At 72.3% G+C, this 15,395-nt stretch carries 18 protein-coding genes; 10 read left to right on the top strand and 8 right to left on the bottom strand.

Annotated elements, in window-relative coordinates; all coding sequences use genetic code 11:
• Window positions 1-67: 67 nt before the first annotated feature.
• From AB0953_RS09755 to AB0953_RS09745, 3 genes are read left to right on the top strand one after another with little or no spacing between them, the layout of a single operon-like run.
• Window positions 68-1,024, top strand: coding sequence for an ABC transporter substrate-binding protein (locus tag AB0953_RS09755; protein ID WP_366858865.1), 957 nt, complete (start codon window positions 68-70; stop codon window positions 1,022-1,024).
• Window positions 1,025-1,060: 36 nt separating this feature from the next.
• A complete protein-coding gene (locus AB0953_RS09750) occupies window positions 1,061-2,011 on the top strand; it encodes an amino acid ABC transporter permease (protein WP_366858864.1) in 951 nt (316 codons plus the stop codon).
• Entirely contained in the window at window positions 2,008-2,775 is a 768-nt protein-coding gene (locus tag AB0953_RS09745) for an amino acid ABC transporter ATP-binding protein (protein WP_361906693.1), read from the top strand. Before AB0953_RS09750 ends, AB0953_RS09745 begins: the two co-directional genes overlap by 4 nt.
• Window positions 2,776-2,885: 110 nt before the next feature.
• Here the strand turns inward: AB0953_RS09745 and AB0953_RS09740 are convergent, their stop codons facing one another.
• Window positions 2,886-3,644 carry a class I SAM-dependent methyltransferase gene (locus AB0953_RS09740; RefSeq protein ID WP_366858863.1) on the bottom strand — a complete coding sequence of 253 codons (759 nt, stop codon included), beginning with the start codon at window positions 3,642-3,644 and terminating at the stop codon, window positions 2,886-2,888.
• 82 nt (window positions 3,645-3,726) lie between these two features.
• Here AB0953_RS09740 and AB0953_RS09735 point away from each other — a divergent pair, with 82 nt between their 5' ends.
• Window positions 3,727-4,356 (top strand): CGNR zinc finger domain-containing protein, encoded by a 630-nt coding sequence (locus tag AB0953_RS09735; RefSeq protein ID WP_366858862.1) that lies wholly within the window; start codon window positions 3,727-3,729, stop codon window positions 4,354-4,356.
• Here AB0953_RS09735 and sodX read toward each other — a convergent pair.
• Complete coding sequence (sodX, locus tag AB0953_RS09730; RefSeq protein WP_366858861.1) at window positions 4,260-4,673, bottom strand: nickel-type superoxide dismutase maturation protease; 414 nt, start codon at window positions 4,671-4,673, stop codon at window positions 4,260-4,262. The genes AB0953_RS09735 and sodX overlap by 97 nt on opposite strands.
• A gap of 181 nt (window positions 4,674-4,854) precedes the next feature.
• On the opposite strand from sodX, the gene sodN reads away from it, so the two are divergent.
• The gene (gene sodN / locus AB0953_RS09725; protein ID WP_366858860.1) at window positions 4,855-5,250 is read left to right on the top strand and encodes a superoxide dismutase, Ni; all 396 of its coding nucleotides are present in this window, start codon (window positions 4,855-4,857) and stop codon (window positions 5,248-5,250) included.
• 142 nt (window positions 5,251-5,392) lie between these two features.
• Here the strand turns inward: sodN and AB0953_RS09720 are convergent, their stop codons facing one another.
• Entirely contained in the window at window positions 5,393-6,328 is a 936-nt protein-coding gene (locus AB0953_RS09720; protein WP_366858859.1) for a LysR family transcriptional regulator, read from the bottom strand.
• A gap of 206 nt (window positions 6,329-6,534) precedes the next feature.
• Between AB0953_RS09720 and snpA the strand changes: the two genes are divergently transcribed.
• A complete protein-coding gene (gene snpA / locus AB0953_RS09715; protein ID WP_366858858.1) occupies window positions 6,535-7,209 on the top strand; it encodes a snapalysin in 675 nt (224 codons plus the stop codon).
• Between the two features lie 39 nt (window positions 7,210-7,248).
• Here snpA and AB0953_RS09710 read toward each other — a convergent pair whose 3' ends face one another.
• From AB0953_RS09710 to AB0953_RS09690, 5 genes are all read right to left on the bottom strand, one after another.
• The gene (locus tag AB0953_RS09710; protein ID WP_366858857.1) at window positions 7,249-7,476 is read right to left on the bottom strand and encodes a hypothetical protein; all 228 of its coding nucleotides are present in this window, start codon (window positions 7,474-7,476) and stop codon (window positions 7,249-7,251) included.
• A gap of 38 nt (window positions 7,477-7,514) precedes the next feature.
• Window positions 7,515-8,099 (bottom strand): dihydrofolate reductase family protein, encoded by a 585-nt coding sequence (locus AB0953_RS09705; protein ID WP_366858856.1) that lies wholly within the window; start codon window positions 8,097-8,099, stop codon window positions 7,515-7,517.
• 69 nt (window positions 8,100-8,168) lie between these two features.
• Window positions 8,169-8,792, bottom strand: coding sequence for a GNAT family N-acetyltransferase (locus AB0953_RS09700; protein WP_366858855.1), 624 nt, complete (start codon window positions 8,790-8,792; stop codon window positions 8,169-8,171).
• Between the two features lie 134 nt (window positions 8,793-8,926).
• On the bottom strand, window positions 8,927-10,018 hold the full coding sequence (locus tag AB0953_RS09695; RefSeq protein ID WP_366858854.1) for a family 2 encapsulin nanocompartment cargo protein polyprenyl transferase: 1,092 nt from the start codon (window positions 10,016-10,018) through the stop codon (window positions 8,927-8,929).
• Between the two features lie 38 nt (window positions 10,019-10,056).
• On the bottom strand, window positions 10,057-11,463 hold the full coding sequence (locus AB0953_RS09690) for a family 2B encapsulin nanocompartment shell protein (protein ID WP_366858853.1): 1,407 nt from the start codon (window positions 11,461-11,463) through the stop codon (window positions 10,057-10,059).
• Window positions 11,464-11,651: 188 nt separating this feature from the next.
• On the opposite strand from AB0953_RS09690, the gene AB0953_RS09685 reads away from it, so the two are divergent.
• The 4 genes from AB0953_RS09685 (at window position 11,652) to AB0953_RS09670 (ending at window position 15,143) form a co-directional block, all read left to right on the top strand.
• Window positions 11,652-12,110 (top strand): Rrf2 family transcriptional regulator, encoded by a 459-nt coding sequence (locus tag AB0953_RS09685; protein ID WP_366858852.1) that lies wholly within the window; start codon window positions 11,652-11,654, stop codon window positions 12,108-12,110.
• A 133-nt stretch (window positions 12,111-12,243) separates the two neighbouring features.
• Window positions 12,244-13,440, top strand: a complete 1,197-nt coding sequence (locus AB0953_RS09680; RefSeq protein WP_366858851.1) for a globin domain-containing protein — start codon at window positions 12,244-12,246, stop codon at window positions 13,438-13,440.
• Window positions 13,441-13,609: 169 nt separating this feature from the next.
• On the top strand, window positions 13,610-14,200 hold the full coding sequence (locus AB0953_RS09675) for an N-acetylmuramoyl-L-alanine amidase (RefSeq protein WP_366858850.1): 591 nt from the start codon (window positions 13,610-13,612) through the stop codon (window positions 14,198-14,200).
• Between the two features lie 34 nt (window positions 14,201-14,234).
• Window positions 14,235-15,143: a pyridoxal-phosphate dependent enzyme gene (locus AB0953_RS09670; RefSeq protein WP_366858849.1), complete on the top strand. Its 909-nt coding sequence runs from the start codon at window positions 14,235-14,237 to the stop codon at window positions 15,141-15,143.
• The last annotated feature ends 252 nt before the right edge of the window (window positions 15,144-15,395 follow it).

Below are 15,395 nucleotides of genomic sequence, written 5' to 3'. Positions count from 1 at the left end.
GACACTCGAAGGTGCGTGCCCGACCCTCTCCCGCTTGTTTTTCCCAGCCAGTCGGAGGAACCTGCTCATGACCGCAAGCACCACCCGTCGTACGACCGCCGCCCGGTCCCGGATCGCCGCGGTCGGCGCGATCGCGGTCGCCGGCGCCCTGATCCTCACCGGCTGCGGTGACCAGACGGAGAAGGGCTCCAGCACCCCGTCGACGGGCGCCAAGGCCGACAGCTCGGCTCCGCTCTTCTCGAAGCTCCCGAAGAAGATCCAGGACGCCGGCGTGATCAAGGTCGGCACGGACTCCGCGTACGCCCCGATGGAGTTCGTCGAGAACGGCAAGATCGTCGGTGTCGACCCGGACATCGCCGAGGCGCTCGGCAAGCAGCTCGGCGTGAAGTTCCAGTTCACCGCCGGCACCTTCGACGGCCTGATCACCTCGATCTACACCGGCCGTGAGGACGCGATTATGTCCTCGATCACGGACAACAAGAAGCGCCAGGAGGGCCTGGACGACAAGGGCCAGAAGATCGGCAAGGGCGTCGACTTCGTCGACTACTTCTCCTCCGGTCTGTCGCTCCTGGTCAAGAAGGGCAACCCCGAGGGCATCAAGTCCATGGACGACCTCTGCGGCAGGACCGTGGCCGTCCAGCGCGGCACGATCTACGAGGACACCTTCAAGGCCCAGGCCGAGAAGTGCGGCGACAAGAAGCTCACCATCCAGGCCTTCGACACCGACGCCGAGGCGCAGACCCGCGTCAAGGCCGGCGGCGCCGTCGCCGACCTGAACGACTACCCGGTCGCCGCCTACACGGTGAAGACCTCCGGTGGCGGCAACGACTTCGAGATCGCCGGCCAGCAGAGCGACGTCGGCCTCTTCGGCATCGGCGTGAGCAAGGACAACACCCAGCTCCGCGACGCGCTGAAGGAAGCCCTCGACGCCGCGATCAAGGACGGCTCCTACGCCAAGGCCCTGGAGAAGTGGAACGTGCAGGACAGCGCCGTCAAGTCCGCCACGATCAACGCCGGCCAGTAAGACCCGCGCTCCACGCTCCACTGAAGGGCAGTCATTGTGACTGACAAGATCGACAAGGGTCCGGCCGCCACCCCGCCGGCCGGACCCGGCCCCTCGGGCACCCCCTACGAGGCCATCAAGGCCATCCCGGTGCGGCACTACGGCCGCTGGGTCAGCGGCGTCGTCGTGGTCGCGCTGCTGGGCTGGCTGGTGTACGCCTTCGCCAACGGCAACATCATCTGGAAGACGGTCGGCGACAAGCTGTTCGACCCGGCGGTCCTCAGCGGCCTCGGCAACACCGTCATCATCAGCGTCTCCTCCATGGCGCTGGGCCTCGCGCTCGGCATCCTCTTCGCCGTGATGCGCCTGTCGAAGAACCCGGTGACGAACTCGGTCGCCTGGCTCTACATCTGGTTCTTCCGCGGCACCCCGGTGTACGTGCAGCTGCTGGTGTGGTTCAACCTGTCGCTGATCTTCCAGTACATCAACCTCGGTCCGATCTACAAGAACGAGACCGTCGACGTCATGACCCCGTTCATGGTGGCCCTGCTGGGCCTCGGCCTGAACGAGGGCGCCTACATGGCGGAGATCGTCCGCGCGGGCATCCAGTCCGTCGAGGAGGGCCAGACCGAGGCCTCGCACGCGCTCGGCATGACCCAGACGCAGACCATGCGCCGCGTGGTGCTGCCCCAGGCGATGCGGGTGATCATCCCGCCGACGGGCAACGAGTTCATCAACATGCTGAAGACCTCCTCCCTGGTCTCGGCGGTGCAGTACACAGAACTCCTGCGGGCCACGTCGAACATCGGCAACACCGCCGGTGCCATCATGGAGATGCTGTTCGTGGCCTCCATCTGGTACCTGGCCCTGACCAGCGTGTTCAGCGTCGGCCAGTACTACCTGGAGCGCCGCTTCGCCCGCGGTTCGCTGCGCAGCCTGCCGCCCACGCCGTTCCAGCGGCTCAAGGCCAACCTGAACATGTTCCGCCGTACGGAGGTCGCGCGATGACCGCCCAGCCGATGGTCAAGGCAGAAGGCGTCCACAAGTCCTACGGCGCCGCCCACATCCTCCGGGGCATCGACCTCGAGGTCGCCCCGCGCGAGGTCTTCTGCCTGGTCGGCCCGTCCGGCTCCGGCAAGTCGACGTTCCTGCGGTGCATCAACCACCTGGAGCGCATCAACGCCGGCCGCCTGTCGGTGGACGGCCACCTGGTGGGGTACCGCCAGAAGGGCGACAAGCTCTACGAGCTGAAGGACAGCGAGGTCGCGGCCCAGCGCCGGGACATCGGCATGGTCTTCCAGCGCTTCAACCTCTTCCCGCACATGACGGCCATCGAGAACGTCATGGAAGCCCCCGTGATGGTCAAGCGGGAGTCCAAGGCGGTGGCCCGCGAGCGCGCCATCAAGCTGCTCGACCGGGTCGGCCTCGGCGAGAAGGGCGGGAACTACCCCTCCCAGCTCTCCGGCGGCCAGCAGCAGCGCGTGGCGATCGCCCGTGCGCTGGCCATGGAGCCGAAGCTGATGCTCTTCGACGAGCCCACCTCGGCGCTCGACCCGGAGCTGGTCGGCGACGTCCTCGACGTCATGCGGGACCTGGCCGAGTCGGGCATGACCATGGTCGTGGTCACCCACGAGATGGGCTTCGCCCGCGAGGTCGGCGACAACCTGGTCTTCATGGACGGCGGCGTGGTGGTCGAGTCCGGCAACCCGCGCGACGTCCTCGGCAACCCGCAGCACGAGCGCACCAAGGCGTTCCTGTCCAAGGTGCTCTGAGCGCTCCCGCGCCCGCTCCTGCAGTACGGCGCCAGGGGCGGTACGGATCCCGATCGGGTCCCGTACCGCCCCTGGCGGCTTTTTCGATTTCTCACTTTCCTCCAAAGGTCCTACTTCAGACCGAGGACCAGTGCGTCGCAGGGCGAGCTCCACACGGTCCGGGCCTCGGCGAAGCCCGCCTCGCGCAGCGTGCGGACGTGCCAGTCCGCCGCGGGGGTGTCGCCGTCGGCGTGCTCGCCGTAGATCTCGTAGCGCTGCCTGGTCGGCTCGGCGAGGACGGGGTCGGCCGCGGCCAGGGCCCACCATTCGGCCCAGCCGAGGGCGCCCTCCTCCCGGGCCCGCTCCATGGCGGCGTGCCGGTGGGCGTGCTCGGCGGCGTTGATCCTCGGCGTCGCCGGGTCGGGCATGTGGTCGGCGTTCATGAAGACCCCGCCCTCGCGCACCAGCGGGGCGAGCTGCCGGTAGAGGACGGCGAGCTGCGGGCTGTGCAGCCAGTGCAGGGCGGTGGCGGTCAGCACCGCGTCGTACGAGGCGTGGGGCAGCGCGGCGACCCAGTCGGGGTCCTTGAGGTCGGCGGTGACGAAGGCGGCGCGGCCGTCGCCGGCGAAGTGTCCGCGGGCGATGGTGAGCAGCGCCGGGTCCAGATCGACCCCGGTACTCGTGGCGTTCGGGAACCGCTTGAGGACGCGGTCCGTAATACTTCCCGTACCGCACGCCAGATCGAGCACCCGGGGGGTGGGTCCGACCAGTGCCTCCAGCATGTCCAGCATCACCCGGAACCGCTCCTCGCGGTCGGGCATGTACCACTCCTGCTGCCGGTCCCAGCTGTCCTGCCAGGCCTGCCAGTCGGTCGTCGTGACGTCAGCCATCGCGAACCCCTCCGCGCGTAATACCCTCGAAGACATATCAGCCGTTACCCGAGACACTAATCGGCAGCCGTAAGGACTACAAGTGGAACTGGCCCATTACTCGGACTATGCCGTGCGCCTGGTCAACACCGAGGAGCCGGCCCGCAACAAGGACGCGCTCACCTCGGTCGAGGCCGTGCGCGCCCTCTTCGGCACGAGCACGCAGATGGCCCGCCGGGTCACCGAGACCGACGTGACGCGCTTCCGCAACGTCCGCGGCCGCCTGCGCGCCGTCTTCGAAGCCGCCGACGGCGGCGACCACGTGCTCGCCGTGGACCTGCTGAACTCCCTGCTCATGGAGTTCCCGGTCAGCCCCCAGGTCTCGGGGCACGAGTACCTCGACGACGAGGGCCGTCCCGACTGGCACATCCACCTCGCCGACCACCCCTCGAACGCCTCCGCCGGGTACGCGGCCATCGCCTCCTTCGGGCTGGCGTTCCACCTCACCGAGCACGGCCCGGACCGGCTCGGGCTGTGCCAGGCGCCGCCCTGCCGCAACGCCTACCTCGACACCTCCACCAACCGCTCCCGGCGCTACTGCTCGGACCGCTGCGCCACCCGGGCGAACGTGGCCGCCTACCGCGCCCGCAAGCGGCTGGAGGCCGAGGCGTCCGCCCGCAGCGGCCGCAGCGCCGACACCGCCCAGGACAGCCGCGCCCTCAGCGAGCTCTGATCCGCCGGGCGCGGCCGGAAGCGCAGCACCGCCGTCGCCAGCACCAGCTCCTCGGGCACCGCCCCGTAGTCGGTGCTGTCGCCGGACTCGTTGTACGGGTTGTCGCCCAGCACCCACCAGCCGCCCGGCCGCCGCTCCACCGCCCGCTTGACCACCAGCAGGTCCTGCTGGAACGGGTGGCGCAGCACCACCACGTCACCCGGGCGCACCGCGGCCCCGTACCGGACCACCAGCCGGTCGCCGTGCAGCAGCGTCGGCACCATCGAGGGCCCCGCCACCTCCAGCACCTCGAACCGGGGGCGCCTCTGCTCCGCCATGGCCGACCTCCTCGCGCACTCGCACCTCACCAGGCATGCTGCCGCACACTCCCGTACGTTCGCTCACCGGTCCCCGGCCGACCCTGGACTTTTGTCCTAAGCCCATGGGGCCGCTCGCGAAATACGCCCTCCCACGGAGTAACCTCGCCCTTGAGAAGACGATCACGAGGAGGACAACTCCATGCTTTCCCGCCTCTTCGCCCCCAAGGCGAAGGTCTCCGCCCACTGCGACCTGCCGTGCGGCGTGTACGACCCTGCCCAGGCCCGCATCGAGGCCCAGTCCGTCAAGGCCGTCCAGGAGAAGTACCAGGCCAACGAGGACGCCGATTTCCGCGCCCGCGCCATCACCATCAAGGAGCAGCGCGCCGAGCTCGCCAAGCACCACGTGTCGGTGCTGTGGAGCGACTACTTCAAGCCCCCGCACTTCGAGAAGTACCCGCAGCTGCACACGCTGGTCAACGACACCCTGAAGGCCCTGTCGGCCGCCAAGGCGTCCAACGACCCGGCGACCGGCCAGAAGGCCCTCGACCTCATCGCCGAGATCGACCGCATCTTCTGGGAGACCAAGCAGGCCTGATCCGGGCAGCCCCGGTTCTCCTGCTCTGCCGCCCGGAGCACACGACTACGGCCCGGCCGCCGATGCGGCCGGGCCGTAGTCGTGGACGGGCCTCGTGGACGGGCCTCGTGCACGGGCCGCGCGGGCCCCTCCGGCCGCGGCCCTACGACGCCGCCAGCAGGGGGCTGGCGTGGTGGTGGAGCCAGGCGCGGTACGGGGGCGTGCGCAGGGCCGCCTCGCGGTAGGCCGCGCGGAGGTCCTCGTACGCCTCCGGGTGGGCGCCGGGCCGGGTCGCCAGCAGCAGGCGCACCGCCAGGGGGTCGCCCGACAGGGGCCGGATGGCCATGTCGTCGCGCGGCCCGGAGGTCGGCTGGCAGGGGGCGACGGCCTCGCCGGAGACGATCAGCGAGGCGGCCGTGTGGTAGTCGGCGTGCAGGACCGGCGGGTCCACGCCGGCCAGGGCGAAGACCCGCCGCAGGCCGTCCCATTCGCCGTCGACCGAGGGGTCCACGGTCCACCGGTCGGCGGCCAGGTCCCGTAACTCGACCACCGGCCGCCGGGCCGCCGGGTGGTCCAGGGACATCGACACGAACTGCGGCTCCCGCTCCACCAGCACCCGCACCTCCAGCCCGTCCGGGATCCGCAGCGGGCTGCCCTCCACCTCGTGGACGAACGCCACGTCCAGCTGCCCCGAAGCCACCATCCGCAGCAGGGCGTTGGCGGAGACGTCCACCACCAGCGAGGTCTCCGTCTCCGGCCACCGGCGGTGCAGCCGGCGCAGCCACCCCGGCAGGGCGCGGCTGGCCGTGGAGCCGAGCCGCAGCCGCGGCCCGCGGGCCACCGCCCGGGCCTCGGCGACGAGGGCGGCCATGCCGTCGAGCAGGGGCCGGGCCCGGCCGAGGACGGTGCGCCCGAAGGGGGTGGGCCGGCATCCGGTGCGCTCGCGCAGGAACAGCTCGCCGTCCAGGGCCCGTTCGATGCGGCGCAGCTGGGTCGTCAGGGAGGGCTGGCTCACGCCGAGCTGCCGCGCGGCCTTGTGCAGGCTGCCGGCGTCGGCGATGGCGCACAGTGCGCGCAGGTGCCTCACCTCGAGCTCCATGCCCCGAGGGTAGGGCGGCCCCGTTTGATTTCACCAGCCACTGACACCCCGCCGATTCACGCCATTCTCACGCAAGCCGCTTCGCCGAAACCTGCCGATAGGACGGCGTTATCGGTGGCTGACATCATCCGCGGGCCCGTCGGGCTCCCGCAGACTCCGGTACCGAACCACCACCCCCCGCACCGGAGTTGAGTAGGAGCCCCCACATGCGCCACTCCCGCCACACCTCCCGCAAGACCCTGCTGGCCGCCGCCGTGGGCCTCGGCGTGGCCACCGTCCTCGGCGGCGTCGTCCCCACCGCCGGCGCCGCGACCGTCCCCGCCGCCGGAAGCGCGCAGAGCTACGCCGCCTACGAGCGCTCGCAGGAGAACCAGGACGCCAACCGGGCCTTCTTCGAGGCCGTGCAGCGCTCGGTCGCCGAGCAGCGCGCCGCGAATCCGGGCATCCAGGTGGTGACCGTCACCTACAACACGCGCAACGCGCCGAGCTTCCGCACCCAGATAGCCCGCTCCACCCAGATATGGAACAGCTCGGTGACCAACGTGAAGCTCCAGGAGGTGTCCTCCGGCGGCAGCTTCTCCTACCGCGAGGGCAACGACCCGCGCGGCTCGTACGCGAGCACGGACGGGCACGGCCGCGGCTACATCTTCCTGGACTACCAGCAGAACCAGCAGTACAACTCCACCCGCGTGACCGCGCACGAGACCGGGCACGTGCTGGGTCTGCCCGACCACTACTCCGGCCCGTGCTCGGAGCTGATGTCGGGCGGCGGCCCGGGCACCTCCTGCACGAACGCCTACCCCAACAGCACCGAGCGGGCCCGGGTGAACCAGCTGTGGGCCAACGGGCTCGTCGCCTCGGGGCTGGGCACCAAGAGCTGAGGCCTGCCGCCGCGGCAGGCCTGGTTCCGGGGGCGGCCGCTAGGGCAGCCGTCCCGCCTCGGGTGCGTACTGGGGGCACTCCGGGTTCCTGCACGGACCGGGGACCCATTCCGGAACGAAGATCCCCAGCGCCTTGCGCCGCCTGACGACCGTGTCGACGGCGCGTCCGCAGACCGGGCACGTGTACTGCTCGTGCCCGGCCTGCGGGGCGACCGTCTCGTGCGCTCGCCCGTGGCGCGGATCGGACTGCCGCTTTTCACCGGTCATACCACCACGGTAGGCCGGTTCCGCGCGTTCGGCGGGTTTCAGCGCTTGACGGCGTACGAGGTGATGACCTGGCCGCCGCTCAGGGCGGTGCAGCCGGTGAGCTCCAGCTCGCGCACCCCGAAGCCGGTCCGGGACATCGGCATGCCGGTCCCGGCGATGACCGGGTAGGTCTTGACGACGTACTCGTCGATCTCCTCGTGCAGCTGGGCCGCGAGGTCCGCGCCGCCGCACAGCCAGATGTCCAGGCCGTCCTGCGCCTTCAGCTTGCGGACGGCGGCGGCGATGTCCCCGTCGAGCAGCTGCACCTGCGGGTCGAGGGGCTCGGTGAGGGAGCGCGAGACGACGTACTGCTCGCGCATGTGGCCGTAGGGGCTGGTCATGCCCGCCTTGAGGCCGGGCTCGTAGGTGCGCCGCCCCATGAGCACCGTGTCGAACCGCTTCGGCGGCACGTCCTCGATGCCGAGCCGGGTCCGGCCCAGCGCGGAGATCGTCTCCGGGTACTCGGCCACCAGGTGGGCCACGAACTCCTCGTCCACGCAGGAGTACATGAACTCCGCATCGCCGTCCGGGCCGCCGATGAAGCCGTCGACCGTGGTGGCGATGAAGTACGTGAGCTTGCGCAAGCGATTCTCTTCCGTTCGGCAGTGCCACCGCTCCGGGGCACGCCAGTTAAAGTACTTCAGCTGTAGTGGTTAGGCAAGGGGCGGTGCCGCCGCGGCGGCCGGCGGCTGCGGCTTGCGCCACATCGGCCACATCAGCGGCCCCTCCGGCAGCTGCACCGCCTCGCCCGTGAACTCCCAGCCGAGCCGCTCGTACAGGCGCATGCTGCGCTCGCTGCTCGCCTCCAGGTACGCCGGCACGCCGTCGCGGTCGCACCGCTCCAGCACCGGCCGCATCAGGGCGGTGCCCAGCCCCTCGCCCTGCCGGCCCGGGGCGACCGCGATCATCAGCAGGTACTCGTGCTCCTCGGCCGTCGGGTGCACCGCCCCGGTCAGCCGGCCCACCAGCTCGCACCGCTCGTTGTCCGGGTCGGCGACGGCCCGCATCCGGGCCGGCGTCTCGTCCTCACCCTCCGGCTCACCTGCAGGGACCCGCAGCCACAGCGCGGCCGCCGACCCGTCCGCCGCCCAGTCGATCCGGCCCTCGGCCAGCGCCACGTCCACGAAGACGCCGAGGAACCGGCCGTGCACCGCGGCCCGGTGCTCGGGGTCCGGGAAGACCCAGCTGCTCACCGGGTCGTCGCGGAAGGCCTCGTCCAGCAGTCGGGCGACCGCGTCCCGGTCCGCCTGGCCGGCCCGGCGTATGTCCAGCACCACGTTCCACACCCTTCACTGAAGTCTCAATCGGCTCGGCAGATCCTAGAGTTGGCGCCGAAACCGCGAATAGCCCTGTTCCGGCACCATGCGGTGCCGGAACAGGGCTTGCGCACCGGCCAGGGTGCGCTAAGGGGTCACCGCGTGCGCCGCGTGACGAACTCCGCGAGCGCCAGCAGCCCGCCCGCCGCACCGAGGTCCGGCACGGCCCGCGACAGCTGCTGCACCGCCCGGCCCATCCGGTCCGCGGCATGGGCCTGCGCCCAGTCCCGCCCGCCGGCCCGCTCCACGGCGTCGGCCGCCCGGTGTACGTCGCGCCCCGTCATGGGGCCGGCGTACAGCGCGGCGAGCTCCTCGCCGGCCGCGGTGCCCGAGGTGAGCGCGGCCACGACGGGCAGGGACTTCTTGCGGGCGAGCAGGTCGGCCCCGGCGGGCTTGCCGGTGTGCCCGGGATCGCCCCAGATGCCGATCAGGTCGTCGATCAGCTGGAAGGCGAGGCCCGCCTCCCGGCCGAAGGCGTCCATGGCGTCCACCTCCTCCGGCCCGGCGCCCGCATAGAGCGCACCGAGCGCGCAGGCGCAGCCCAGCAGGGCCCCGGTCTTGGCCGTGGCCATGACCAGGCACTCGTCGAGGGAGACGTGCCGGCGCTGCTCGAAGGCGCAGTCCGCCTGCTGTCCCGCGCACAGCTCGACCATGCAGGCCGCGAGCCGGGCCGAGGCCGCCGCCGAGGCGGGGTGCGGGTCCTCCGCGAGGAGTTTCAGGGCGAGCGCCATGACGGCGTCGCCCGTGATCACCGCGTCCGGGATCCCGAACACCGTCCAGGCCGTGGCCCGGCCGCGCCGGGTGACGTCCTTGTCGATCACGTCGTCGTGCAGCAGCGTGAAGTTGTGCGCGAGCTCCACAGCCACCGCCGCCACCACCGCCGCCGCCGACGCCCCGTCGGCCGTGCCCGCGGCGCCGGCCCCGGCCGTGCCGCCCTGGCCCTGCACGGCCTGGGCGGCGGCCAGCACCAGGGCGGGTCGGATCGCCTTGCCCGCGGGGGCCGCGGCCGGCGTGCCGTCCGCGTGCTCCCAGCCGAAGTGGTACATCGCCACGCGCCGCATCCCGCCGGGCAGGCCCGCGAGCGCGCGGCGCAGCTCCGGGTCGACCGTTCCCCTCGTCCGTTCCAGCAGGGCGGCGGCCTCGGCCTCCTGCCCCTCGCCGGTCGCGATCGCCTCCGTGGCGCCCATGGCGTGCCCCCGATCCCCGGTGCTCCTCGGCCGGCCGGTCAGGACCGGCGGGCGATCTCGACGTTCTCCAGGATGCCCAGCGCGTCCGGCACCAGCACCGCGGCGGAGAAGTAGGCCGTGACCAGGTAGGAGATGATCGCCTGCTCGCTGATGCCCATGAACCGCACCGACGTGCTCGGTTCGATCTCGTCCGGAATCCCCGGCTGGTGCAGGCCGATCACGCCCGACTCCTCCTCGCCGGTGCGCATGCAGAGGATGGAGGTCGTCCGGGCGTCGCTGATCGGGATCTTGTCGCACGGGTAGATCGGCACCCCGCGCCAGGCCTGCAGCATCCGGCCGCCGACCTCGACCGGGTCCGGGTACACCCCGCGCTTGTTGCACTCGCGGCCGAAGGCGGCGATGGCCTTGGGGTGCGCGAGGAACATCGTGGAGCCGCGGCGCATGCTGAGCAGCTGGTCCAGGTCGTCCGGGCCGGGCCCGCCGTCGTGCGGCTGGATGCGCTGGTCGTACTCCGCGTTGTGGAGCAGGCCGAACTCGGGGTTGTTGACCATCTCGTGCTCCTGGCGCTCGCGCAGCGCCTCGACCGTGAGCCGCAGCTGCTGCTCGGTCTGGTTCATCGGATGGTTGTAGAGGTCGGCGACGCGGGTGTGCACGCGCAGGACGGTCTGCACGAGGGAGAGCTCGTACTCGCGCGGCCTGGCCTCGTAGTCGACGAAGGTGCCGGGCAGGACGGGCTCGCCCTCGTGGCCGGCGGACAGCTCGATGGCGGCCTCGCCGAAGGCGTTCGTGCGCCGCTCGGGCCTCGACCGTACGGAGTCCACGTGCCGGCGCAGCGAGTCGGCGCGGTCGGCGAGCAGCCGGAAGTCCTGGCGGGTCAGGACGAGGGCGGTGCCGGAGGTGACGGCGCGGGCGGTGTACTCCCAGATGGCCTCGTCGTCGACGAGGGAGTCCTCGCCGAAGTAGGCGCCGTCGGCGACGGTGCGCAGGACCGCGTCCTCGCCGTAGGGGCCGGGGCCGATCTGCTCGATGCGGCCGTGGGCGAGCAGGAAGACCTGGTCGGAGACGCTGCCGAAGGAGGTCAGCTCCTGGCCGGGCTCGAAGTCGACCTGCCGGCACCGCCGGGCGAGCTCGGTGAGCACGTCGAGGTCCTCGTAGGTGCGCAGCAGCGGGAGTTCACCCAGCTCGGCGGGGATGACCTGGACCTGGCTCCCGGTCTTGACGAACTCCACGCGGCCGTCGCCGACGGTGTGGCTGAGCCGGCGGTTGACCCGGTAGGTGCCGCCCTGGACGGAGACCCACGGGAGCGTCTTCAGGAGCCACCGGTCGGAGATCTCCTGCATCTGCGGTACGGACTTGGTCGTGGTTGCCAAGTTCCGCGCGGCCGAAGTCGCAAGGCTCCGCTGGGGGGTCTGGACCTCGGATTCGGAACCTGCCTGGACCGACATGCGCTTCCCTTTCGACACTCCGTGGATCTGCGGCAGAAGCCTTTCAGCACGGAACGCGGTGGGACCATTACACAAAAGGGTGGGACTAGTCGGCCGCCCGCTGGGCATCCTCTGGGGTTCGATCCCGCCCACCCCGCTTCCGCGGCTTAATTTGCATCGGGCAGTCAAGTTTCTCTACGGTGACGGCCATGCGGCTGACCCGATTCACCGACCTCGCCCTGCGCACCCTGATGCGCCTGGCCGTGGCGGAGGAGGACCTACCCACCACGCGCGAGGTGGCGGCGGCGATGGAGGTCCCGTACACGCACACGGCCAAGGTGGTGGCCAGGCTCCAGCACCTCGGCCTCGTCGAGGCGCGCCGCGGCCGCGGCGGCGGGCTCGCGCTGACCGCCGCCGGGCGGGCCGCGTCCGTCGGCGGGGTCGTGCGCGAACTGGAGGGCGCGGGCGACGTCGTGGACTGCGACGGGACCACGCCCTGCCCGCTGCGCGGCGCGTGCATCCTGCGCGGTGCGCTGCGCCGGGCCCAGGAGGCCTTCTTCGCCGCGCTCGACCCGCTGACGGTGTCCGACCTGGTCACCGCGCCCACGGGGCCGCTGCTGCTGGGCCTTTCGGGCCGCGGCTCCGCCGTCCGGGCCGAAGGTCCCTGAGGGTCGGGCCGGTCGGCCGGTGCGCACCGCCCACCGGTCCGCCTAGCCTGATCGCGCCTCAAAACTTGAATATCGGATACCAAAAAAACCGCAGAACGCACCGCACTGCGCCCGTTCACGCAAGGAGTCACCGATGCTGTCCGAGAAGTCGGCCGAGACCGTCCGCGCCACCCTGCCCGCCGTGGGCGCGGCCGTCGGCGACATCGCGGAGCTGTTCTACGCGAAGCTCTTCGCAGCCCACCCGGAGCTGCTGCGCGACCTTTTCAACCGCGGCAACCAGAACGCCGGCCTGCAGCAGCAGGCCCTCGCCGGCTCCATCGCCGCCTTCGCCACCCACCTCGTCGCCCACCCGGACACCCGGCCCGACGTCATGCTGAACCGCATCGCGCACAAGCACGCCTCCCTCGGCGTCACGCGCGAGCAGTACGGGACCGTCCACCGCCACCTCTTCGCAGCGATCGCCGAGGTCCTCGGCGAGGCCGTCACCCCCGACGTCGCCGCGGCCTGGGACGAGGTCTACTGGCTGATGGCCAACGCCCTCGTCGCCATCGAGGAGCGGCTGTACGCCGAGCAGCAGGTCCTGGCCGGCGACGTCTGGCGCCCGTGGACGGTCACCGCCCGGGTGGAGGAGACCGCCGACTGCACCACCTTCCACCTGGCCCCCGCCGACGGCGCCCCCGCGCCCGGCTTTGCCCCCGGCCAGTACGTGTCGGTCCAGGTGGAACTGGCCGACGGCGCCCGGCAGATCCGCCAGTACAGCCTGTCCTGCGCGCCCGGGTCGCAGCTGCGCAGCATCACCGTCAAGCGGGTCCACGGGCCGGCCGCCGCCGGGCCCGACGGCGAGGTCTCGAACCACCTGCACGCGCGGGTCGCGGTCGGCGACACCCTGCGCGTCTCCGCCCCGTACGGCGACCTGGTCCTGCGCGGCGGTGCGGCGCCCGTCCTGCTCGCCTCGGCCGGCATCGGCTGCACCCCGATGCTGTCGATGCTGGAGCACCTGGCCGAGACCGGGCACCCGTCCCCGGTCACCGTCCTGCACGCGGACCGCTCCCCCGCCGACCACCCGCTGCGCGCCGACCACCGGGCGCTGACCCACAAGCTGGCCGACGGCACGGCCCGGTTCTGGTACGAGGCCGGCGCCGAACCGGGCGACGGCGAGGGCCTGATGGACCTGGCGGACGTCGCGGTGGCCCCGGGCACCCGGGCGTACCTGTGCGGCCCGCTCCCCTTCATGCGGGCGGTGCGCGCGCAGCTGCTGGCGAAGGGCGTGCCGGCGGCGGACATCCACTACGAGGTGTTCGGCCCGGACCTGTGGCTGGCCTCCGCGTAAGGGCCGCGACGCACGGGGCGCGCGGGCCGGCCGGGACCGCCGTCCGCTGTCCGGATCGGCTCGCTCGCCGTACGAACGCCCTAGCCGCGGAAGGAACTCCTCCACTACACCGGAGAGCAACGAGGCGGACACGCGAGGTGACCGTCGCGCTACCGGAGAGGAGGCGGCCGTGGCCGCTCCCATGTCCGCGGACCGGTTCATCACAGCCCTGCGCCGCGAGGGGCTGACCGTCGTCGAGGTCGGCGCCTGGCGCACCCACAACCGCAACCACAAGGGGCCGTGGGGCCCGGTGCACGGGGTCATGATCCACCACACCGTCACCCACGGCACCTCGTACACCGTCAGGCTCTGCCGCGACGGCGACGAGGAACTGCCGGGCCCGCTCTGCCACGGCGTGATCACCAAGGACGGCCGGGTCCACCTGGTCGGCTACGGCCGGGCCAACCACGCCGGCGCGGGTGACTCCGACGTCCTGGCGGCGGTGATCGCGGAGAAGCGGCTGCCGCCGGACCACCGCGCGAACACCGACGGCAACCGCCACTTCTACGGCTTCGAGTGCGAGAACCTCGGCGACGGCGAGGACCCCTGGCCGGCCGTCCAGCTCGACGCGATGGCCCGCGCGGCGGCCGCCGTGTGCCGCGTGCACGGCTGGACCGAGCGTTCGGTCATCGGCCACCTCGAATGGCAGCCCGGGAAGATCGACCCGGCGGGCTTCACGATGAACTCCTTCCGCACCCGCGTCGGCGAGCGCCTGAAATAACGCCCCCGCCCCGGCAGGCGCCGACAATGGACGGGTGAACCGCCCCGTGAACCCCGAGCCGCTTCTGCGCCCGCGCCCGCCGTCCCCCGTGCAGGAGGTCCGCGACGAGCGGTTCGAGCGGTGCGGCGTGCGGCTGCTGCTCAAGCGGGACGACCTCGTCCATCCCGAGCTGCCGGGCAACAAGTGGCGCAAACTCGCGCCCAACCTGCGCGCCGCGGTGGCGGCAGGGCAGCGGGAGCTGGCGACCTTCGGCGGGGCCTACTCCAACCACCTGCGGGCCACCGCGGCAGCGGGGCGGCTGCTCGGGCTGGCCACCGTCGGCATCGTGCGCGGGCACGAGCTCGCCGGGCAGCCGCTCAACGACTCGCTCGCGCGGTGCGCCGCGGACGGGATGCGGCTGCACTTCGTGACGCGCGGCGACTACCGGCGCAAGGGCGAGCCCGAGGTGCTCGCCCGGCTGCTCGCCGCGGCGGGCGCCGACGGGGCGTACGTGGTCCCCGAGGGCGGGAGCAACCCGCTCGCCGTGCACGGCTGCGCGGAGCTGGGCCGCGAGCTGCGCGGCGGATCCGACACGGTCGCGGTGGCCTGCGGGACCGGCGGGACCCTGGCCGGCCTGGCCGCGGGCCTCGCCCCGGGGCAGCGGGCGCTCGGGGTGCCGGTGCTGGCGGGCGGGTTCCTGGCGGCGGAGATACGTTCCCTCCAGGAGCGGGCCTTCGGGGGCCCGGCCGGGGAGTGGAGCCTGGCCGAGGGCTTCGACCACGGGGGCTACGCCCGGGTTCCGGCCGCCCTGGAGGCCTTCGCCGCCGACTTCGAGGCCCGCCACGGCGTTCCGGTCGAGCGGATCTATGTGGCGAAGCTCCTCTGGGCCCTGGCGGCCCTGGCCGAGCGGGGCGCCTTCCCGCGGGGCACCGCCGTCACCGCCGTGATCACCGGCCGCCCCTGACCACCACCGCCGCCGTCGCCGCTGCCGCCCCGGCCGCCGCTGCGCGGAGCCCGTCCCCTCCCCGCCCCTTCCCGCTGTGCCGGACATGCGGCTCCGCCGCGTGGCGGGGCTCCGCCCGGCCCTCTCGGGGAGGGTCCGGGGGCGGAGCCTCCGATCTTCGACGGGTCCGGGCGGAGCCCGGTTTCGGGAAGGGGCGGGGAGGGGAACGGCTCCGCGCAGCGGCACCCGGCACCCGGCACCCGGCACCCCCGC

Origin of the sequence: Streptomyces sp. NPDC046866, from assembly GCF_040704625.1 — a bacterium.
Classification (GTDB): domain Bacteria; phylum Actinomycetota; class Actinomycetes; order Streptomycetales; family Streptomycetaceae; genus Streptomyces.
Note: the sequence above shows the minus strand (reverse complement) of the source record. Positions and strands in the feature narration are given on the sequence as shown.

Coding starts and splice junctions, on each gene's coding strand:
- AB0953_RS09755 (WP_366858865.1), top strand. CDS start 68: ATGACCGCAAGCACCACCCGTCGTACGACCGCCGCCCGGTCCCGGATC.
- AB0953_RS09745 (WP_361906693.1), top strand. CDS start 2,008: ATGACCGCCCAGCCGATGGTCAAGGCAGAAGGCGTCCACAAGTCCTAC.
- AB0953_RS09740 (WP_366858863.1), bottom strand. CDS start 3,644: ATGGCTGACGTCACGACGACCGACTGGCAGGCCTGGCAGGACAGCTGG.
- sodX (WP_366858861.1), bottom strand. CDS start 4,673: ATGGCGGAGCAGAGGCGCCCCCGGTTCGAGGTGCTGGAGGTGGCGGGG.
- sodN (WP_366858860.1), top strand. CDS start 4,855: ATGCTTTCCCGCCTCTTCGCCCCCAAGGCGAAGGTCTCCGCCCACTGC.
- AB0953_RS09720 (WP_366858859.1), bottom strand. CDS start 6,328: ATGGAGCTCGAGGTGAGGCACCTGCGCGCACTGTGCGCCATCGCCGAC.
- snpA (WP_366858858.1), top strand. CDS start 6,535: ATGCGCCACTCCCGCCACACCTCCCGCAAGACCCTGCTGGCCGCCGCC.
- AB0953_RS09710 (WP_366858857.1), bottom strand. CDS start 7,476: ATGACCGGTGAAAAGCGGCAGTCCGATCCGCGCCACGGGCGAGCGCAC.
- AB0953_RS09695 (WP_366858854.1), bottom strand. CDS start 10,018: ATGGGCGCCACGGAGGCGATCGCGACCGGCGAGGGGCAGGAGGCCGAG.
- AB0953_RS09690 (WP_366858853.1), bottom strand. CDS start 11,463: ATGTCGGTCCAGGCAGGTTCCGAATCCGAGGTCCAGACCCCCCAGCGG.
- AB0953_RS09685 (WP_366858852.1), top strand. CDS start 11,652: ATGCGGCTGACCCGATTCACCGACCTCGCCCTGCGCACCCTGATGCGC.
- AB0953_RS09680 (WP_366858851.1), top strand. CDS start 12,244: ATGCTGTCCGAGAAGTCGGCCGAGACCGTCCGCGCCACCCTGCCCGCC.